This window comes from Streptomyces sp. SP18CS02, from assembly GCF_036322365.1.
GTDB lineage: Bacteria > Actinomycetota > Actinomycetes > Streptomycetales > Streptomycetaceae > Streptomyces.
This window is the reverse complement of the sequence record NZ_JAQYXC010000295.1, coordinates 407,478-423,963: the sequence shown is the minus strand read 5'-3', so window position 1 is coordinate 423,963 and position 16,486 is coordinate 407,478. Positions and strand designations below refer to the sequence as shown.

The 16,486-nt window shown below is 71.5% G+C and carries 12 protein-coding genes; 4 read left to right on the top strand and 8 right to left on the bottom strand.

Annotation, left to right across the window (positions count from 1 at the left end; genetic code table 11):
- The first annotated feature begins 327 nt into the window (after positions 1 to 327).
- Genes PUR26_RS28640 through PUR26_RS28630 form a run of 3 tightly spaced genes read left to right on the top strand, consistent with a single transcriptional unit; the run spans position 328 to position 5,968 of the window.
- Positions 328 to 5,157, top strand: coding sequence for an RHS repeat-associated core domain-containing protein (locus PUR26_RS28640; protein ID WP_329876629.1), 4,830 nt, complete (start codon positions 328 to 330; stop codon positions 5,155 to 5,157).
- Positions 5,158 to 5,165: 8 nt separating this feature from the next.
- On the top strand, positions 5,166 to 5,543 hold the full coding sequence (locus PUR26_RS28635) for a DUF6193 family natural product biosynthesis protein (RefSeq protein ID WP_329876627.1): 378 nt from the start codon (positions 5,166 to 5,168) through the stop codon (positions 5,541 to 5,543).
- 56 nt (positions 5,544 to 5,599) lie between these two features.
- The gene (locus PUR26_RS28630; RefSeq protein ID WP_329876625.1) at positions 5,600 to 5,968 is read left to right on the top strand and encodes a DUF6193 family natural product biosynthesis protein; all 369 of its coding nucleotides are present in this window, start codon (positions 5,600 to 5,602) and stop codon (positions 5,966 to 5,968) included.
- An 86-nt stretch (positions 5,969 to 6,054) separates the two neighbouring features.
- Here the strand turns inward: PUR26_RS28630 and PUR26_RS28625 are convergent, their stop codons facing one another.
- The 4 genes from PUR26_RS28625 to PUR26_RS28610 all read right to left on the bottom strand — a co-directional run bounded on the left by PUR26_RS28625 (position 6,055) and on the right by PUR26_RS28610 (position 9,791).
- Positions 6,055 to 8,067 carry a hypothetical protein gene (locus PUR26_RS28625; RefSeq protein WP_329876623.1) on the bottom strand — a complete coding sequence of 671 codons (2,013 nt, stop codon included), beginning with the start codon at positions 8,065 to 8,067 and terminating at the stop codon, positions 6,055 to 6,057.
- Positions 8,068 to 8,227: 160 nt separating this feature from the next.
- A complete protein-coding gene (locus PUR26_RS28620; protein WP_329876621.1) occupies positions 8,228 to 8,611 on the bottom strand; it encodes a DUF6113 family protein in 384 nt (127 codons plus the stop codon).
- Positions 8,608 to 9,498: an N-acetyl-1-D-myo-inositol-2-amino-2-deoxy-alpha-D-glucopyranoside deacetylase gene (gene mshB, locus PUR26_RS28615; protein WP_329876619.1), complete on the bottom strand. Its 891-nt coding sequence runs from the start codon at positions 9,496 to 9,498 to the stop codon at positions 8,608 to 8,610. Before mshB ends, PUR26_RS28620 begins: the two co-directional genes overlap by 4 nt.
- 98 nt (positions 9,499 to 9,596) lie before the next feature.
- Positions 9,597 to 9,791, bottom strand: a complete 195-nt coding sequence (locus tag PUR26_RS28610; RefSeq protein ID WP_329876617.1) for a hypothetical protein — start codon at positions 9,789 to 9,791, stop codon at positions 9,597 to 9,599.
- A 176-nt stretch (positions 9,792 to 9,967) separates the two neighbouring features.
- Here PUR26_RS28610 and PUR26_RS28605 point away from each other — a divergent pair, with 176 nt between their 5' ends.
- The gene (locus PUR26_RS28605) at positions 9,968 to 12,094 is read left to right on the top strand and encodes a prolyl oligopeptidase family serine peptidase (protein WP_329876615.1); all 2,127 of its coding nucleotides are present in this window, start codon (positions 9,968 to 9,970) and stop codon (positions 12,092 to 12,094) included.
- A 184-nt stretch (positions 12,095 to 12,278) separates the two neighbouring features.
- Here the strand turns inward: PUR26_RS28605 and PUR26_RS28600 are convergent, their stop codons facing one another.
- The 4 genes from PUR26_RS28600 to PUR26_RS28585 all read right to left on the bottom strand — a co-directional run bounded on the left by PUR26_RS28600 (position 12,279) and on the right by PUR26_RS28585 (position 16,478).
- The gene (locus tag PUR26_RS28600; RefSeq protein WP_329876613.1) at positions 12,279 to 13,325 is read right to left on the bottom strand and encodes an ABC transporter ATP-binding protein; all 1,047 of its coding nucleotides are present in this window, start codon (positions 13,323 to 13,325) and stop codon (positions 12,279 to 12,281) included.
- On the bottom strand, positions 13,312 to 14,292 hold the full coding sequence (locus tag PUR26_RS28595; protein WP_329876611.1) for an ABC transporter ATP-binding protein: 981 nt from the start codon (positions 14,290 to 14,292) through the stop codon (positions 13,312 to 13,314). The genes PUR26_RS28600 and PUR26_RS28595 overlap by 14 nt, the downstream gene beginning before the upstream one ends.
- Before the next feature lie 241 nt (positions 14,293 to 14,533).
- Positions 14,534 to 15,562 (bottom strand): ABC transporter permease, encoded by a 1,029-nt coding sequence (locus PUR26_RS28590; protein ID WP_329876609.1) that lies wholly within the window; start codon positions 15,560 to 15,562, stop codon positions 14,534 to 14,536.
- On the bottom strand, positions 15,555 to 16,478 hold the full coding sequence (locus PUR26_RS28585; protein WP_329876607.1) for an ABC transporter permease: 924 nt from the start codon (positions 16,476 to 16,478) through the stop codon (positions 15,555 to 15,557). Before PUR26_RS28585 ends, PUR26_RS28590 begins: the two co-directional genes overlap by 8 nt.
- Between the last annotated feature and the right edge of the window lie 8 nt (positions 16,479 to 16,486).

Sequence of the window (16,486 nt, the reverse complement as noted above, 5' to 3'; positions counted from 1 at the left end):
AACCGTGCCCGTCCCCCGGTGCGCCCCGTCACCGCGCGGCCGGGCCCGGCAGGGTGCGAGGAGACGGCCTTCGGCATTCCCCGACGGGGGTTCGCCCTCGGGAACTCTCCTCGGCACCACCGGGGGCCGACGGCACGGATCCCCGGCAGCGGGCCGCAGGGGCACCGGTCGGCACCTCCGCCCCGGCGCAGGCGGAGCCGCCGCCCCGCCCCGCACCGGGTGGTCCGGGTGCCCGGGACATCACATTGATCTTCCCCGTACAGCCGTGAAAATCTCGTTCACACAAGCATTCTGCGAAGTGCTGTTCGTACGGGGGGTTTTACGAGTATGGCTGTCACGGTGCCGGACTGGGCGGACACGCTGCTGGACCTGGTGGGGGTGAACTGGCCCAACGTGGACGAGGACGCCTACCGCGAGATGGCGGACGCCCTGCGGGAGTTCGCGGACGATCTCTCGGACGACGGCCAGCTCGCCAACAACCATATGGAGCGTTTGCTGTCCTCGGGTCACGGCGAGGCGATCGACGCGCTGAACGAGCACTGGGGCAAGGTCAAGGGCAAGCACCTGAAGGACATGGTGTCCGCGGCCCGGACGATCGCGGGCGCACTCGACATGGCGGCGGGCGCGATCGAGACCATGAAGTGGAAGGCGGTCGCGGAGCTCGGCATCCTGGCCGGTCAGACGGGTCTCGCCATGGCACTGATCCCGGTGACCGGTGGCCTGTCGGCACTGCTCGGCGCCGGTGCGATCGCTTTCACGAAGAAACAGCTGCTGAAGCTCATCACGGGCGCGATGGAGGAGGCGGTCGGTCACATCGTGGCGGTGATGACCGAGCCGGCCGTGTCGGCGCTGGAGAACATGGCCGCGGACCTGGTGGTGCAGGTCGGCATGGACGCCTTGGGCGTCCAGAACGGTGTGGACCTCGACCAGACGAAGCAGGCCGGGAAGGACGGCTTCGACCAGGGTGTCCAGGGCGCGAAGGAGGGCTTCAACCTCGCCTCCGCCGGCGGTGGCGGCGGGGCGAAGGGCGGGGGCAAGGGCTTCCACATCGAGCACGATGAGCACGACAACGCCGGCACCAAGCTGAACGGCGTGAGCGTCGGCATCCACGGCAAGACCACCGGCAAGCTGACGAAGGCGAAGACCGCCCAGGGCCGCAACAAGGGGCGCGACGACATCGCCGACGCCCTGGACCCCGTCATCGAGAAAGCCATGGGCGCCCTGGTGAAGTCGGCCAGGACCATGGGCGACCACGTCGGCAAGACCCTCCCCAAAGCCGTCAAACAGATCTCCAAGGACCACAAGAACAACGACGACGACATCCGCGCCCGCCTCGCCAAGGAGAACAAGAAGGACGACAACGGACACGGCGGGAACGGCAAGCCGGGCACCGGCAACCGCAAGGGCGGCGACCGCAGCGACACACATGTGAAGCCGGAGTCACTGAAGGACGTCAAGTCCGACCCGCGCCGTCATGGCATCGAGCTGAACAAGAAGATTTGCGAGACCGACCCGGTCGACGTCGCCACCGGTGAGATGACTCTGGCGCAGACCGATCTGTCGCTTCCGGGGACGCTGCCGCTGACCCTGACCCGTACCCATCTGTCGGAGTACCGCTACGGCCACTTCTTCGGCCGCAGCTGGGCCTCCACCCTCGACGAACGCCTTGAACTCGACCCCCTGGGCATGGGCGCCGTCTGGGCCCGCGAGGACGGCTCCTCACTCGTCTACCCCAGCCTGCCCCTCCCCGGCGGCGAACCCGTCCTCCCCCTCGAAGGCCCCCGCCTCCCCCTGGTCCACGGCGGACAGCACGACGACGCGACCACCTACACGGTCACCGACCCGCACACCGGCCTCATCCGCTCCTTCACCGGCAGCCCCTACCGGCCCTCGATCGGCTACTGGCTCACCGGACTCACCGACCGCAACCACCACCGCATCACCTACCACCGCCGCCCCGACGGCACCCCCACCTCCGTCACCCACGACGGCGGCTACACCGTCCAGATCACCACCGAGGACGCCCGCGTCCGCGAGCTGGCCCTGCGCACCCCCGACGGACCCGTCACGGTCATGCGCTACGGCTACGACGAGCTGGGCGACCTCACCCAGGTCATCAACTCCTCCGGCCTCCCCCTGCGCTTCACCTACGACCCCGACGCCCGCATCACCTCGTGGACGGACCGCAACGACTCCACCTACCGCTACGTCTACGACGAAGCGGGCCGGGTCGTCCGCACCATCGGCCCCGACGGCTTCCTGTCCTCCGCGTTCGCCTACGACGCCCACCCCGAGACCGGCGACCGCATCACCCGGTTCACCGACTCCACGGGCGCGACGAAGCTCTACGTCCTCAACGACCGCCTCCAGGTCCTGTCGGTGACGGACGCGCTCGGCAACACCGTCCGCCAGACCTGGGACCGTCACGACCACCTGCTGTCGCGCACCGACGCGCTCGGACGGACCACCGCGTACACGTACGACGAGCGGGGAAATCCCACCGTCGTCACGCACCCGGACGGCAGCACGGTCACGGTCGAGTACAACGAGCGGAACCAGCTCACCGTCGTCACCGGCCCGGACGGCGCCGTGTCCCGGCAGGAGTACGACGAGCGCGGCAACCCGGCCCTGTTCACCCGCCCCAACGGGACGACGACCCGGCTCGTCCACGACGAGCGCGGCCATCTGGTCGCCGTGGGCGACGCCCTCGGCGTGCTGGACCGGCTGCACTGCGACGCGGCCGGCCTCCCGCTGGCGGTACGCGGCCCGCTCGGCACCGTCACCCGCTATACACGCGATGCCTTCGGCCGCGCAGCGAGGATCACCGACGCCCAGGGCAACAGCACCGAGCTGGAGTGGACCGTCGAGGGCAGGCTCGCGCGGCGGACCGACCCGGACGGCTCGCGGCAGTCATGGACGTACGACGGGGAGGGCAACTGCCTCGTCCACACCGACGCGATGGGCGGTGAGACGCGCTTCGAGTACACCCATTTCGACCTGGTCTCGGCACGCACCACGCCCGACGGGGCACGCCACGAGTTCACGCACGACAGCGAGCTGCGCCTCTCGCTCGTCACCAACCCCCAGGGACTCACCTGGAGCTACCGGTACGACCAGGGCGGCCGCCTGGTCTCCGAGACGGACTTCGACGGCCGTACCCTCGCGTACACGCACGACGCCCTCGGCCGCCTGGCCTCCCGGACCAACGGTCTCGGCCAGACGATCGGCTTCGCACGCGACATGGCCGGACGGGTGGTCCTCAAGGACGCCGACGGCGCGGTGACGCGCTTCACGTACGACGCCTCCGGCCGGCTCGCCTCGGCCGTCGGCCCCGACACGTCGCTCACGTACCTGCGCGACGAGGCGAACCGGACCGTCCGGGAGATCTGCGACGGGCGCGAGCTGACCCACGTCTACGACGAGGCCGGTCGCCGCATCCGCCGTACCACCCCTTCCGGGGCGGTCAGCTCGTGGACGTACCCGGCCGGGCGCAGCGCCCGGCTGGACGCGTCGGGGCACCACGTGGTGTTCGAGTTCGACGAGACGGGCCGGGAGACCACCCGCCGCATCGGCGAGGCGCTGACCATCGACCACGCCTATGACGCGCGGGGCCGCCTCACCGAACAGGTGGTGCGGGGCGCCGACGAACGCACCGTCCAGCACCGTTCGTACACCTACCGCCCCGACGGCCACCTCACAGCGGTGGACGACCACCTCGGCGGCCTCCGTCGGCTCGACCTGACCCGCGAGGGCCGGGTCACGGGTGTCACCGCCGCGAACTGGAGCGAGCGGTACGCGTACGACGAGGCGGGCAACCAGACGGACGCCTCCTGGCCGGCGGCCGGCGGCGCGGCCGGCCACCGGGAGTACACGGGCACGCGCATCGGCCGCGCGGGCTCGGTCCGCTACGAACACGACGCCCAGGGGCGGGTGGTGCTGCGCCAGAAGACCCGGCTGTCCCGCAAGCCGGACACCTGGCGCTACGGCTGGGACGCGGAGGACCGTCTGGTCTCCGTCACCACCCCGGACGGCACGCGGTGGCGGTACGTGTACGACCCGCTGGGCCGCCGCACCGCCAAGCAGCGCCTGTCACCGGACGGGACGTCGGTCGCCGAGGAGACCACCTTCACCTGGGACGGCGACACCCTGTGCGAGCAGTCGGCCCGTACGCCGGGATCCCCGGAGACGGTCGCCCTGACCTGGGACCACGACGGGGTGAAGCCGGTCACCCAGGTCGAGCGCAGGCTCCTGGACGAGTCGGAGGTCGACAGCCGCTTCTTCGCGATCGTCACGGACCTGATCGGCACGCCCCGCGAACTCGTCGACGAGCGGGGCGACGTGGCGTGGCACACCAGGGCCACCGTGTGGGGCACGACGACCTGGAACCGCGACGCGACGGCGTACACCCCCCTGCGCTTCCCGGGCCAGTACTTCGACCCCGAGTCGCAGCTCCACTACAACCGGCACCGCCACTACGACCCGGAGTCGGGGCGGTACGTCTCCCCGGACCCCCTGGGCCTGGCCCCGGCACCGAACGCGGTGGCGTACGTGGACAACCCCACGCGATGGATCGACCCGCTGGGGCTGGCGGGGTGCCCGCACAGGAAGGGCGAGCACAAGCACAGTGTGGTGCTCGGCGTGAACCAGAAGCCCGCACACGCGTCGGAGTCGCTGGCCGAACACCTGCGCAAGAACGGTGACCCGGGTGCCCACACCTACAACGGCCCCGACTACGCCGGTGAGGAGGAGGGCGGACCGATATGGATGACCAACGTCATGGCAGCCATCGGTGACCGGAACACCACCTTGTCCATCACACTCGACGGAATGCCCAACAGCAGGGGTGAAATCGGCAACTGGAATACGCCCGAGACCATTGTGGACGCGTTCCAGCACGCAGCTCGGCACGGGGCCCAGTTCAACTCGAGGCACGAGGACAACTATCCCCTCACCGGCGACGGCACGGCCTGGGAGATGAGCCAGGTCGCGTACGCGGTGCGGAACTACGACGGTGCCGCAGCGTGGGGAGATCCGGAGGACGAGCGCCCGGGACGGCCGTGGGAAGAGATCCACTGGTACTCGAACAATGAAAGAATCGACGTACCGAAGCCGGATATCCCGGAAATACAGCCGCCTTCCCTGCCGAAGAAGAAGTGACCCCTGATATGACGAAGCCTGAGTCGCCCCGGAGCGCCGCGGAGATCGTGGCCGCGGAATGGCAGGACATCCTGGACATGGGCCAGGACCTCATCGACCCGGTCGTACCCCGCACCATGTACGCGAACCCGCGGCTGCGAGAGCTCTATCCCGTGGTCAGTCACGGCACCCTCCTGCTGAGCCGGTGCATCCACTTTCCGTGGACCCACGATGTCGGCACGTTGCACAAGCAGGCCGGTGGCGGCTACCGCGTACGTCGCGGGTCCGACAGGACGGTTCTCGGTGTGGCGGAGACCGTGCGGGAGGCGGTGGATCTGATCGCGGCCAACCTTCCGGCCGGCTGCGGACCGGCCATCGACGGCACGGCGGACGACCTGCCCTCATGAAGGCCGGGATCGAGCCGCGCACGGGCGTACTTCCGCATGACAGGTGACCAGTCCGCATGACGGGCCGCGAGAGCTCCCGGGGGGCCGCGGATGCCGTGGCCGCCGCATGGCGCCTCCTCATCGAGGAGGGAGCGGACGTGGTCGACCCGGCCATGGTCCGGGCCGCGTACGCGCGGCCACGGCTGCGGGAGCTGTCCCCCGGAGTCAGCCACGGAATCATGTTCTTCAGCAAGGGCACGGGACCGGATGCCACACGCGTCGGGGGCTACGTGTATCCCCGGGGGGAGCGCTTCTGGATTCGCGGGCCCCTCGGGGTGGGCACGCTCGGTGAGGCCGACACGCTGGAGGAGGCGTTCGCGCTGGTCGTGGCGAACCTCCCCGAAGGGTGCGGCCCCGCCGTCCTCAGTACGGCGGACGACCTGTGACCGGACCGCCCAACCGCCCTCAGCCCCGCACGCACGGAGCCCCCGCCCGTTCCCGGGCGGGGGCTCCTGTCGTACGGCTCGCGGGGTCAGCCCTGCGGGTCGAGTTCGATCGTCTCGGTACGTTCGGCCGGGGTCTTGCCGAGCAGCGCCGTCTGCATCGCCTGCGCCACGTCGGACGAGGAGAGCTGGTGCTTCTTGCCGTCGCCCTTGGTGATCATGACGCCGTCGAACACACCGTCCAGCAGCTCGTCGATCGCCTTGCGGTCGTAGACCTCGACCAGCCGGCCGTTGACCGGCTTCATGGAGAGGATCTTCGGCAGCGACCGGGACGGGCCGAACTGGATCTCCTTGCCGCCCGCCTTGATGGTCACCAGGCCCGACATCGCCGGCTCGGCGAACTCCTTCATCGCCCGGTCCAGTTCGGCCTGGGTGATGGTCGGCGCCTTGGTCACGACGGGCAGCTCGACGACGTTCACCGCGCCCGTCTCGACCTGGGCGCGGTACGCGTCCTTGACCGAGATCATCGAACGCTGGACGTCCAGCCCCTTGCCCGCCTTGCCCGGTACGGCGACGGCCTTGCCCGGCTCGAACCTGATCGTGCCGTCGGTGGCCGAGCCCGAGACGCCCGCCAGGTCGGTCAGCGCGACCCCCAGCTTCTCCTCGTCGACCGGGATCACCGGCTGGGCGACACGGGTCCCGCCGAAGAGCGTGCCGATCACCGAGACCGGGTTGTAGTCGGCGCCGGCGGCGGCCCGCACGGTCTCCTGACTGTCCAGGGACAGCCCCGCCTTGTCCGGGGCCAGCTGCTCCTTCTTGCCGCCCACGCTGAGCTGGAGCGGCGTGGAGGCGCGCTTGCCGAAGGCCGCGTCGAGCTTGCCGACCGCCTCCTCCTTGGTGCCCCCGCCGATGTCGACGCCCAGGACGGTGGTGCCCTTGGGGACCTCGGAGTGGTTGAGGAGCAGCCCGGCGCCGTAGGCCACGCCGGCCAGGAAGACCGCCGCGGCACCCAGCAGGACCAGCTTCGAGCGGCCCTTCTTGGCCGGCTTCGCGGCGGCGGGCGCGGGGGCCGGGGCCGGGGCCGGGACGGGGGCCGCCCGGTCGAAGTCGGCTCCGGGGTCGTCCTCCGGGCGCGGGCCCGGGTTCCGGCCGGGTCCCTGCGCCGGGCCCGTCGGCGCGAACGGCGACGGGGAGCGGTGCTGCGGCGGGACGACGGGGATGCCGCTGGTCAGGGTGTCACCGGAGACGTGTCCCCCGCCCGGCGGCGGCCCGGCCGGGCCGGGGCCGGGCGCGGGCTTCTGCGGGGTCAGCACGGCGGTGTCGTCGGACATCCGCGGGACGCCGCCCATGCGGGGCGTCCCGTGCGGCGGGGTACCCGCCGGCGGTCCGACCACCGGGCTGCTGCCGGTGACCGGGCCGGTGGTCGGTCCGCTGGGGCCCGCGGGGCCGCCCGGCCGCGCCTGGCCGTCGGCGTGCGCGGCGAGGTCCTGGAGCGAGCCCCCGGGGCGGGGGGCGCCGGGCGCCTGGGGCGAACGGGGCGCGTCCTGGGCGTCCGAGAAGTACGGCAGCCCGGCCTGGCCGGGTACGGGGGCGCGGCCACCGCCCGGGAAGCCCCCGCCGTCGGTGCCGGGCCCGCCGGCGGGCGGCGTCGGCGCGCCCGGTGCGGGCACGGCGGGCGCCGCCGGCGCCGCCGCCTTGCGCGGGGCGAACCAGTCGCTGGTCGGCTTGTCCTCCGCCGGCTCCTCGACGGGCTCCGGCGCCTCGGGCGCCGGGCGCGGGATGTCGCCCGTCCGCTCGGCCTCCCGCTCGGCCTTCCGCTCGGCGGCCGCCGGCGCGGCGTCCACGTCGCTCATGGGCGTACGCATGACGACCGGCGGGATGGGCCGCGAACCCGGGATGTTGATCCGGATGCGGGTGGTCAGGGTGGTCTCGGTCCGCCGCTCCTCCGGCTCGGCTGCGGCTCCGGCGGGCTCCTCCGGAGCGTCCTGCGCCGGGTGCAGCGACGGATACTGGCGCGATCCGTACGGCGGTGTCCCCGAGGGGTACGCGGCTCCACCGCGCCCCTGGGGCCCGGAGGACGAACTGTCAGTTTCACGGCTCAAAGCAGGTTCTCCCGGTTGGCTCCGCTGCCCGCTCTTACACGTACGGGCGCTCGGCGGCGCGCACCACCATACTGGCCGCCGTCCGGGCGCATCCCGCGACCGGGGGATTGGGAACGGTCATTCCGGCCGAAGTCCGGCCAGGTCATGTGCCAAGTCGGCGTCAGCGGCCACCCGGTTGCGGCGTCCGCGACATGGTGGCACACATCACAGCGACGGCCATGCCGCCCAGGAGGTACACCATCTCGCCGATGCCTCCCCCGAAGACGCCGTCCCCCTCCGGGCGGCCGAAACTGAGCACGACGACGGCGACCAGCCATCCGGCGCCCGGTGCCACCACGCCCAGTTGGGTGCCGGTGGCGCGCAGCCCGCCGTAGAACAGGCCGGCGCTGCCCGCGAGGGCGAGCAGCAACCCCGCGGGGAACCAGCCGCTTTGGACCAGCGAGCCGGCGAGGCCGACCAGCGCCCCGAGCACCCCGAGGCCGAGGTAGGCGGCGATTCGGCCGGGCTTGGGCGGCCGGGCCGGCCAGGAACCGGTTCCACTCATGTCATGACTCCCGCGAAGAGGTCGTACTCGCGCTCACCGGCGGGTGCGCCGGACGTGCCGCTCGCCAACTGGTAGTACTCCCGCTCGAAGACGGGCTGCCCCAGATCGTTGGAGAGCGCGAAGAAGGGGCCGTCCAGGGCGATCTGGGTCGCGTGGGCGCGCATCGCGGCCTTCTTCCGCTCCGCGTACGCCGTGCCGTCGATCTCCGCCGTGATCAGTTCGTCGTCGACGACACCCGGTACGTCGTCGATCGCCGCGATCCCGGGGAATCCCGCGCCGCCGGCGTCCCGCAGAGCGGCGAAGGCCGCCTCGGCGACCGTGCGCGGCACCCTGTTCCAGTAGATCTTCGCGATGACGTGGGGCGCGCCCAGGTCCGGCCGGAAGTCCGGGTCGGCGGCCAGTTCGGCGGCGCGCGTGGCGACCCGGTGGGCCTGGATGTGGTCGGGGTGGCCGTAGCCGCCGTCGGGGTCGTACGTCACGAGCACCTGCGGGCGCGTCGAGCGGATCACCTCGACGAGGTGGGCGGCGGCGGTGTCCACGTCCGTGTGCCAGAAGGCACCGGGGCGGTGGTTCTGCTCGACGCCCATCATCCCGGAGTCGCGGAAGCGGCCGGGTCCGCCCAGGAAGCGGTGGTCGGTGACGCCCAGCTCCTTCATCGCGTGGGCCAGTTCGCCGACGCGATGGGCGCCCAGCCGGTCCTCCCGGTCGGGTGCGAGATGGGCGAGGCCGGGCGGGATGACCTCGCCCTCCTCGCCGAGTGTGCAGGTCACCAGCGTGACCTGGGCGCCCTCGGCCGCGTACTTGGCCATGGTGGCGCCGTTGTTGATCGACTCGTCGTCGGGGTGCGCGTGCACCAGGAGCAGACGACGGGCGGGGAGATCCGTCATACGGACACCCTACGAGGCGTCGCCCGGGACCCTGGAACGCGGCGCCGGGACACGGCGCCGGGAGAGGGTGCGGGCAGGGCGCGGGACGGCGGGCCGGGTCAGAACTTCAGGCCGCCGATCATGCCCGCCACGCTGGTCGTCAGCTGGCTGACCGTGGGGGCGATGGAGGAACTCGCCAGGTAGAAGCCGAGCAGCATGCAGACCGCCGCATGTCCGGCCTTCAGCCCGGATTTCCGGACCAGCAGGAAGACGACGATCGCCAGCAGCACCACCGCCGAAATCGAGAGTGCCACGGCGGTTCACCTCCATACATATTCGGTCGGACCGGGCAGCGTGCATGTGCGTGCTCGTGCGTGCATGTGCCAGAGGCTTCATACCCACTTCGCGCTACGGATCATAACTATCCGTCGCAACGCATCGATCGGTGCACGGCAGCACATGGGGGCGCACGCACGCTAGTTTCGGTCACATGACCCTGAGGCAGCAGCTCTCCTTCCCCCGTCAGCACGCCCGGACGCAGCGCTTCACTCTCGGCGCCCCCCGCGCGTTCACCGTGGCTCCCGACGGCTCCCGTGTCGTCTTCCTCCGCTCCCCTTCCGGTACCGGGCGTTCGAACCGGCTGTGGGTGCTGGATCTGGAGGGAGAGGCGCGCGAGCGGGTGGCGGCCGACCCCGAGGGCCTGCTGGGCGGTGCGGAGGAGACGCTGTCGCCGGAGGAGCGGGCCCGCCGTGAGCGCAGCCGGGAGGGCTCGGGCGGCATCGTGGGGTACGCGGTGGACGCGGCGGTCGAGCTGGCGGCGTTCACCCTGTCCGGGCGGCTGTTCACGGCGGAGCTGAGGGCCGGGACCGCCCGTGAACTGCCCGCGCCGGGACCTGTGGTCGACCCCCGTCCCTCGCCCGACGGGCGGCACATCGCCTATGTGGCGCGGGGCGCGCTGCGGGTGATCGGCGCCGAGGGCGAGGAGGACCGGGCGCTGGCGGAGCCCGAGGACGCCCATGTCACCTACGGCCTGGCGGAGTTCATCGCGGCCGAGGAGATGGGCCGCTCGCGTGGCTTCTGGTGGTCGCCGGAGTCGGACCGGCTGCTGGTGGCGCGGGCCGACGACAGCGCCGTGCGGCGGTGGTGGATCGCCGATCCGGCGCACCCGGACCGGGAGCCGGCGGAGGTCGGGTACCCGGCGGCCGGTACGGCCAACGCGGAGGTACGGCTGAGCCTGCTGGGGCTGGACGGTTCGCGTACGGAGATCGAGTGGGACCGGGCCCGCTATCCGTATCTCGCGCGGGTGCACTGGTCGTCGGCGGGTGCGCCGCTCCTGCTCGTCCAGGCCCGCGACCAGCGGGTCCAGCTCTATCTGGCGGTCGACACCGGGACCGGGGCGACGCGGACGGTGCACGTGGACGAGGACCCGGCGTGGCTGGAGCTGCTGCCGGGGGTGCCGGCCTGGGCCCCGGACGGGCGCCTGGTGCGGATCGCGGACGAGGGCGGGGCGCGTGTGCTGGCGGTGGGCGACCGGACGCTGACGGGGGCGCAGACGCAGCTGCGGGCGGTGCTGGACGTCGGCGACGACGACATCCTGGTGTCGGCGTCGGCGGGCGAGGAGGCCGAGGACCCGGAGATCGGCGAGATCCATGTGTACCGGGTGAACGAGCTGGGCGTCGAGCGCGTCTCCGAGGGCCCGGGGATCCACTCGGCCGTGCGCGGCGGAGCGGTGACGGTCCTGGCGTCGGCGCGGCCCGGTACCGCGGGGACCGCCGTGCGGGTGCTGCGGGACGGCAAGCAGTTGGCCGAAATTGTTTCCCATGCCGAGCAGCCTGTGCTCTCGCCGCGGCTGTTGCTGACCGAGTCGGGCGAGCACCGGATCCCGTGTGCCGTGCTGCTGCCGAGTACGTACGAGGAGGGCGACGGGCCGCTGCCGGTGCTGCTGGACCCGTACGGCGGGCCGCACGGGCAGCGGGTGGTGGCGGCGCACAATCCGCACCTGACGTCGCAGTGGTTCGCCGAGCAGGGCTTCGCGGTGATCGTGGCGGACGGCCGGGGTTCTCCGGGACGTTCGCCCGGCTGGGAGAAGGCGATCAAGGGCAGGCTGACGCTGACGCTGGACGACCAGGTCGAGGCGCTGCACGGCCTGGCGGAACGGTTCCCGCTGGATCTGGGGCGGGTGGCGATCCGCGGCTGGTCCTACGGCGGCTATCTGGCCGCGATGGCGGTACTGCGGCGGCCCGACGTGTTCCATACGGCGGTGGTCGGGGCGCCGGTGACCGATCAGCGGCTGTACGACACCCACTACACCGAGCGGTACCTGGGGCTGCCGCAGGAGGCTCCGGAGGTGTACGCGGCCAACAGCCTGGTCACGGACGACGGCCTGTCGGCACCGGAGGAACCGGTGCGACCGATGATGATCATCCATGGCCTCGCGGACGACAATGTGGTGATGGCCCATACCCTGCGGCTGTCGTCGGCACTGCTCTCGGCGGGCCGCCCGCACGAGGTGCTGCCGCTGAGCGGGGTGACGCATATGACGCCGCAGGAGCAGGTGGCCGAGAATCTGCTGCTCCTCCAGGTGGAGTTCCTGAAGCGGTCGCTGGGCCTGTCCTGACGGCCGGCGCAGAGGCGGTCGCGGCTACGGCGACCGGCCGGGGAGACAAGGCTCCCCGGCCGGTCCACGGCACCCGCACGGCCGTACGCTGTTCAGCCTGGCGCGTCCGTATATCGGTATCGCGTCGGTCAAGTTGCCGACGTGTTAACGGAATTGACAGCTGATCGACACATATGTCCGTCGGTCAGGTCAATTCACCCTCTGCCGGAACGACCCGCTTCTCCTCGGCGAAGTGGCAGGCCGAAGCGTGCCGCGCGGGCGTCGGAGCGGTCCGGAACGCCTCGGGGACCACGAGCAGCGGCACCTCCTGGGCGCAGCGCTCCTCCGCCTTCCAGCAGCGGGTGCGGAAGCGGCAGCCGGAGGGCGGGTTGGCCGGCGAGGGCACGTCACCGGCGAGCAGGATCCGTTCGCGGTGTTCGCGGGCGTCCGGGTCGGGGACCGGGACCGCCGACAGCAGCGCCTGGGTGTAGGGGTGCGTGGGATGGTCGTAGATCTCGGCGTCGGTGCCGATCTCGGCGATCCTGCCGAGGTACATCACGCCGACCCGGTCGGAGATGTGCCGGACGATCGACAGGTCGTGGGCGATGAAGAGGTACGCGAGGCCGAAGGCGTCCTGGAGCCTCTCCATCAGGTTGATGACCTGTGCCTGGACGGACACGTCCAGCGCCGAGACCGGCTCGTCCGCCACGATGATCTCGGGCCGCAGGGCGAGGCCGCGGGCGATGCCGATGCGCTGGCGCTGACCGCCGGAGAACTGGTGCGGGTAGCGGTTGATGTGCTCGGGGTTCAGCCCGACCACGTCGAGCAGCTCCTGGACCCTGCGCCGCCGGTCGCCCTTCGGGGCCACCTCGGGGTGGATCTCGTAAGGCTCCCCGATGATGTCGCCGACCGTCATCCGCGGGTTCAGCGAGGTGTAGGGGTCCTGGAACACCATCTGGATGTTGCGGCGGACCGCCTTCAGCGCCCGCCCCGACAGCGCGGTGATGTCCTCGCCCTTGTAGAGGATGCGCCCGCTCGTCGGCCGTTCCAGGTTCACCAGCATCCTGGCGACCGTGGACTTGCCGCAGCCGGACTCCCCCACGATGCCGAGCGTCTCGCCCTGGTAGAGGTCGAAGGAGACCCCGTCGACCGCTTTGACCGCGCCGATCTGCCTCTTGAACAGGACGCCCCGGGTGAGGGGGTAGTGCTTGACGAGCTCGCGCACCTGGAGGACGGGTTCACCGCGCCGCATCGACGGTCTCCTTCCAGAAGTGGCAGGCGCTGCGTCTGTCCGCGGAGACCCGCTCCAGCGGAGGAAGGTCGGTCCGGCACAGATCGCGGGCGCGCGGGCAGCGCGGGTTGAAGGGGCAGCCGGGCGGGATCCTCATCAGGTTGGGCGGCAGGCCCTTGATCGCGTACAGCTCCTGGCCCTTCTGGTCCAGGCGCGGGATCGAGTCGAGCAGGCCCCGGGTGTACGGGTGGGCGGGCGCCTTGTAGATCTCGTGGACCGGGGCGGTCTCGATGATCCGGCCCGCGTACATCACCGCGATCCTGTCGGCGACGTCGGCGACCACGCCGAGGTCGTGGGTGATCAGGATCAGGCCCATGTCCAGTTCGCGCTGGAGCTCCGCGAGGAGTTCCATGACCTGGGCCTGGACGGTGACGTCGAGCGCGGTGGTCGGCTCGTCCGCGATGATCAGGTCCGGCTCCAGCGCCATCGCCATGGCGATCATGATGCGCTGGCGCATTCCGCCGGAGAACTGGTGCGGGTACTGGCCCACGCGTTCCGCGGCCGCGGGGATGCGGACCCGGTCCATCAGCTCCACGGCCCTGGCGTGGGCGTCCCTCTTCGACATGCCCCGGTGGACGACGAACATCTCGCCGAGCTGCTCGCCGACGCTCAGGACGGGGTTCAGGGCGGACAGCGCGTCCTGGAAGATCATCGCCATTCCGGCGCCGCGGATGCCCCGGCGCTGCTCCTCCTTGAGCTTGAGCAGGTCCTGGCCCTTGAAGAGGATCTCGCCGCCCGTGATCCGGCCGGGCGGCGAGTCGAGGATGCCCATGATCGCCTGGGCGGTGACGGACTTTCCGGAGCCCGACTCGCCGAGCACGGCGAGGGTCTCGCCCGCCCGGACCGAGCAGGTGACGCCGTTGACGGCCCTGGCGACCCCGTCCCGGGTACGGAACTCGACCTGGAGGTCACGCACTTCGAGCAACATGGCGGCGGCTCCTAGAGGGTGTCTTGTCGATCGGGCCGGATCGGTGAGCGGCGTTGGGTGCCTGGGGCCTCCCCAGGCCCTCCGGGGCCGAGGGGGCGGCATCGCACGGCGGAGGAGGGAGGCGACGCGGTGGGGGCACCTCCCGTGCCCGGAGGGCCACGGGGGACGTCGAAGACCGACGACAACGCGGCGAGGGGCGGTGCCGGGCGCCGCGAGCCCGGCAGGACCGGGGAGACACCACCTAACGCAGCTTCGGGTCGAGGGCGTCGCGCACCGCGTCGCCGAGCATGATGAACGCGAGCACCGTGATGCTCAGGGCGCCGGCGGGCCACAGCAGCATGTGCGGGGCGTTGCGGATCTGCGGGGCGGCGTTGGAGATGTCGATGCCCCACGAGACGGTGGGGGGCCGCAGGCCGACGCCGAGGAAGGAGAGCGTGGCCTCCAGCGCGATGTACGTACCGAGCGCGATGGTCGCCACGACGATCACCGGTGCGACCGCGTTGGGCGCGACATGGCGCAGCAGCATCCGTCCGCTGCCCGCCCCCAGCGCCCGTGCGGCCTGCACGTAGTCGTGCTGTCTGGCGGTGATGACCGCGCCCCGGGAGATCCGGGCGAGCTGGGGCCAGCCGAGGAGCACGATGAAGCCGACCACCGGCCACACCGTGGAGCTGGTGACGACGGAGAGGGAGACCAGCCCGCCGAGGACGACGGGGATGCCGAAGAACACGTCGGCGACCCGTGAGAGCAGTCCGTCCCACCAGCCGCCGTAGAAGCCGGCGAGCCCGCCGAGGAGGCCCCCGATGAGGGCGGCGCCCACGGTGGCGCAGACGCCGACGGTGATGGAGGCGCGGGCGCCGTGGACGGTGCGGGTGTAGACGTCGCAGCCCTGGGTGTCGTAGCCGAAGGGGTGTCCGGGCGAGGAGCCCTCCTGCGATTCGGCCAGGTCGCAGTGGAGCGGGTCGCCGTCGGCGATGAGGCCGGGCCAGATGGCGATCAGTACGAGGAAGACGATGAGCAGCGCGGAGACGACGAAGACGGGGTCACGGCGCAGCTGCCGCCAGGCGTCGGTCCACAGACTGCGGGCCTTCTCGTCCGGGCCCCGGGGGCTTTCGCCGCCCCCGGCTTCGCCGTTTCGGCCCTCCAGGGTCTCGGCCTCGCTCACGGCGAGGTCCATCCCCCCGCCCGCGCCCGTCGGGGCGACCGCCTCCTTGGGGTTGTCGTACGGGACGCGTACGGCGTACGGCTCGGTCGCGTCGTGCGGCTCAGGCATAACGGATCCTCGGGTCCAGGACCGCGTAGAGCAGGTCGACGAGCAGGTTCGCCACCAGGAAGACGATGACGAGGATGGTCACGAAGCCGACGACGGTGGGCGCGTTGTTGCGCAGGATGCCCTGGTAGAGCTGGTAGCCGACGCCGTGGATGTTGAAGATCCGCTCGGTGACGATGGCGCCGCCCATGAGGGCCCCGATGTCGGCTCCGATGAAGGTGACGACGGGGATGAGCGAGTTGCGCAGCAGATGGCGGCCGATGACCCGTCGTCGCGGCAGGCCCTTGGCGATGGCGGTGCGGACGTAGTCGGCGCGGACGTTCTCGGCGATGGAGGTGCGGGTGAGCCGGGTGACGTAGGCGAGCGAGACCAGCGCCAGGACGACGCCCGGCAGGAGCAGCTCGCCGAAGCCCGCGCCGGACGAGACGGAGGGGCGGACGATCCCCCAGCGCACGCCGAAGAGGAACTGGAGCAGGTAGCCGGAGACGAAGGTCGGGACGGAGATGACGACGAGCGTGAGGACGAGCAGGCCGGTGTCGAGGGGGCGGCCGCGCTTGAGGCCGCTGACGACACCGAGGGTGATGCCGACGACGATCTCGATGACGATGGCCACGATCGTCAGCCGCAGGGTCACCGGGAAGGCCGACGCCATCAGCTCGGTGACGGGCTGGCCGTTGAAGGCGGTGCCGAAGTCGCCCTGGAAGATCTGCCCCATGTAGTGGAGGTACTGCTTCCACAGCGGCTGGTCGAGGTACAGCTCCTTGCGGATGCGGGCCGCCGTGGCGGGGTCGGGCGCCTTGTCGCCGAAGAGCGCCGCGACCGGGTCGCCGAGCGCGTACACCATGAAGAAGATCAGGAACGTGCTGCCGATGAACACCGGGATCATCTGGAGCAGCCGCCGGATCACATAGCGTCCCATGGTGGCTC

What these genes read in the sequence shown, in the direction of transcription:
- PUR26_RS28620 (WP_329876621.1), bottom strand. Translation starts at nt 8,611, where the DNA reads ATGAGTGGAACCGGTTCCTGGCCGGCCCGGCCGCCCAAGCCCGGCCGA.
- PUR26_RS28640 (WP_329876629.1), top strand. Translation starts at nt 328, where the DNA reads ATGGCTGTCACGGTGCCGGACTGGGCGGACACGCTGCTGGACCTGGTG.
- PUR26_RS28635 (WP_329876627.1), top strand. Translation starts at nt 5,166, where the DNA reads ATGACGAAGCCTGAGTCGCCCCGGAGCGCCGCGGAGATCGTGGCCGCG.
- PUR26_RS28595 (WP_329876611.1), bottom strand. Translation starts at nt 14,292, where the DNA reads ATGTTGCTCGAAGTGCGTGACCTCCAGGTCGAGTTCCGTACCCGGGAC.
- mshB (WP_329876619.1), bottom strand. Translation starts at nt 9,498, where the DNA reads ATGACGGATCTCCCCGCCCGTCGTCTGCTCCTGGTGCACGCGCACCCC.
- PUR26_RS28630 (WP_329876625.1), top strand. Translation starts at nt 5,600, where the DNA reads ATGACGGGCCGCGAGAGCTCCCGGGGGGCCGCGGATGCCGTGGCCGCC.
- PUR26_RS28600 (WP_329876613.1), bottom strand. Translation starts at nt 13,325, where the DNA reads ATGCGGCGCGGTGAACCCGTCCTCCAGGTGCGCGAGCTCGTCAAGCAC.
- PUR26_RS28590 (WP_329876609.1), bottom strand. Translation starts at nt 15,562, where the DNA reads ATGCCTGAGCCGCACGACGCGACCGAGCCGTACGCCGTACGCGTCCCG.
- PUR26_RS28585 (WP_329876607.1), bottom strand. Translation starts at nt 16,478, where the DNA reads ATGGGACGCTATGTGATCCGGCGGCTGCTCCAGATGATCCCGGTGTTC.
- PUR26_RS28605 (WP_329876615.1), top strand. Translation starts at nt 9,968, where the DNA reads ATGACCCTGAGGCAGCAGCTCTCCTTCCCCCGTCAGCACGCCCGGACG.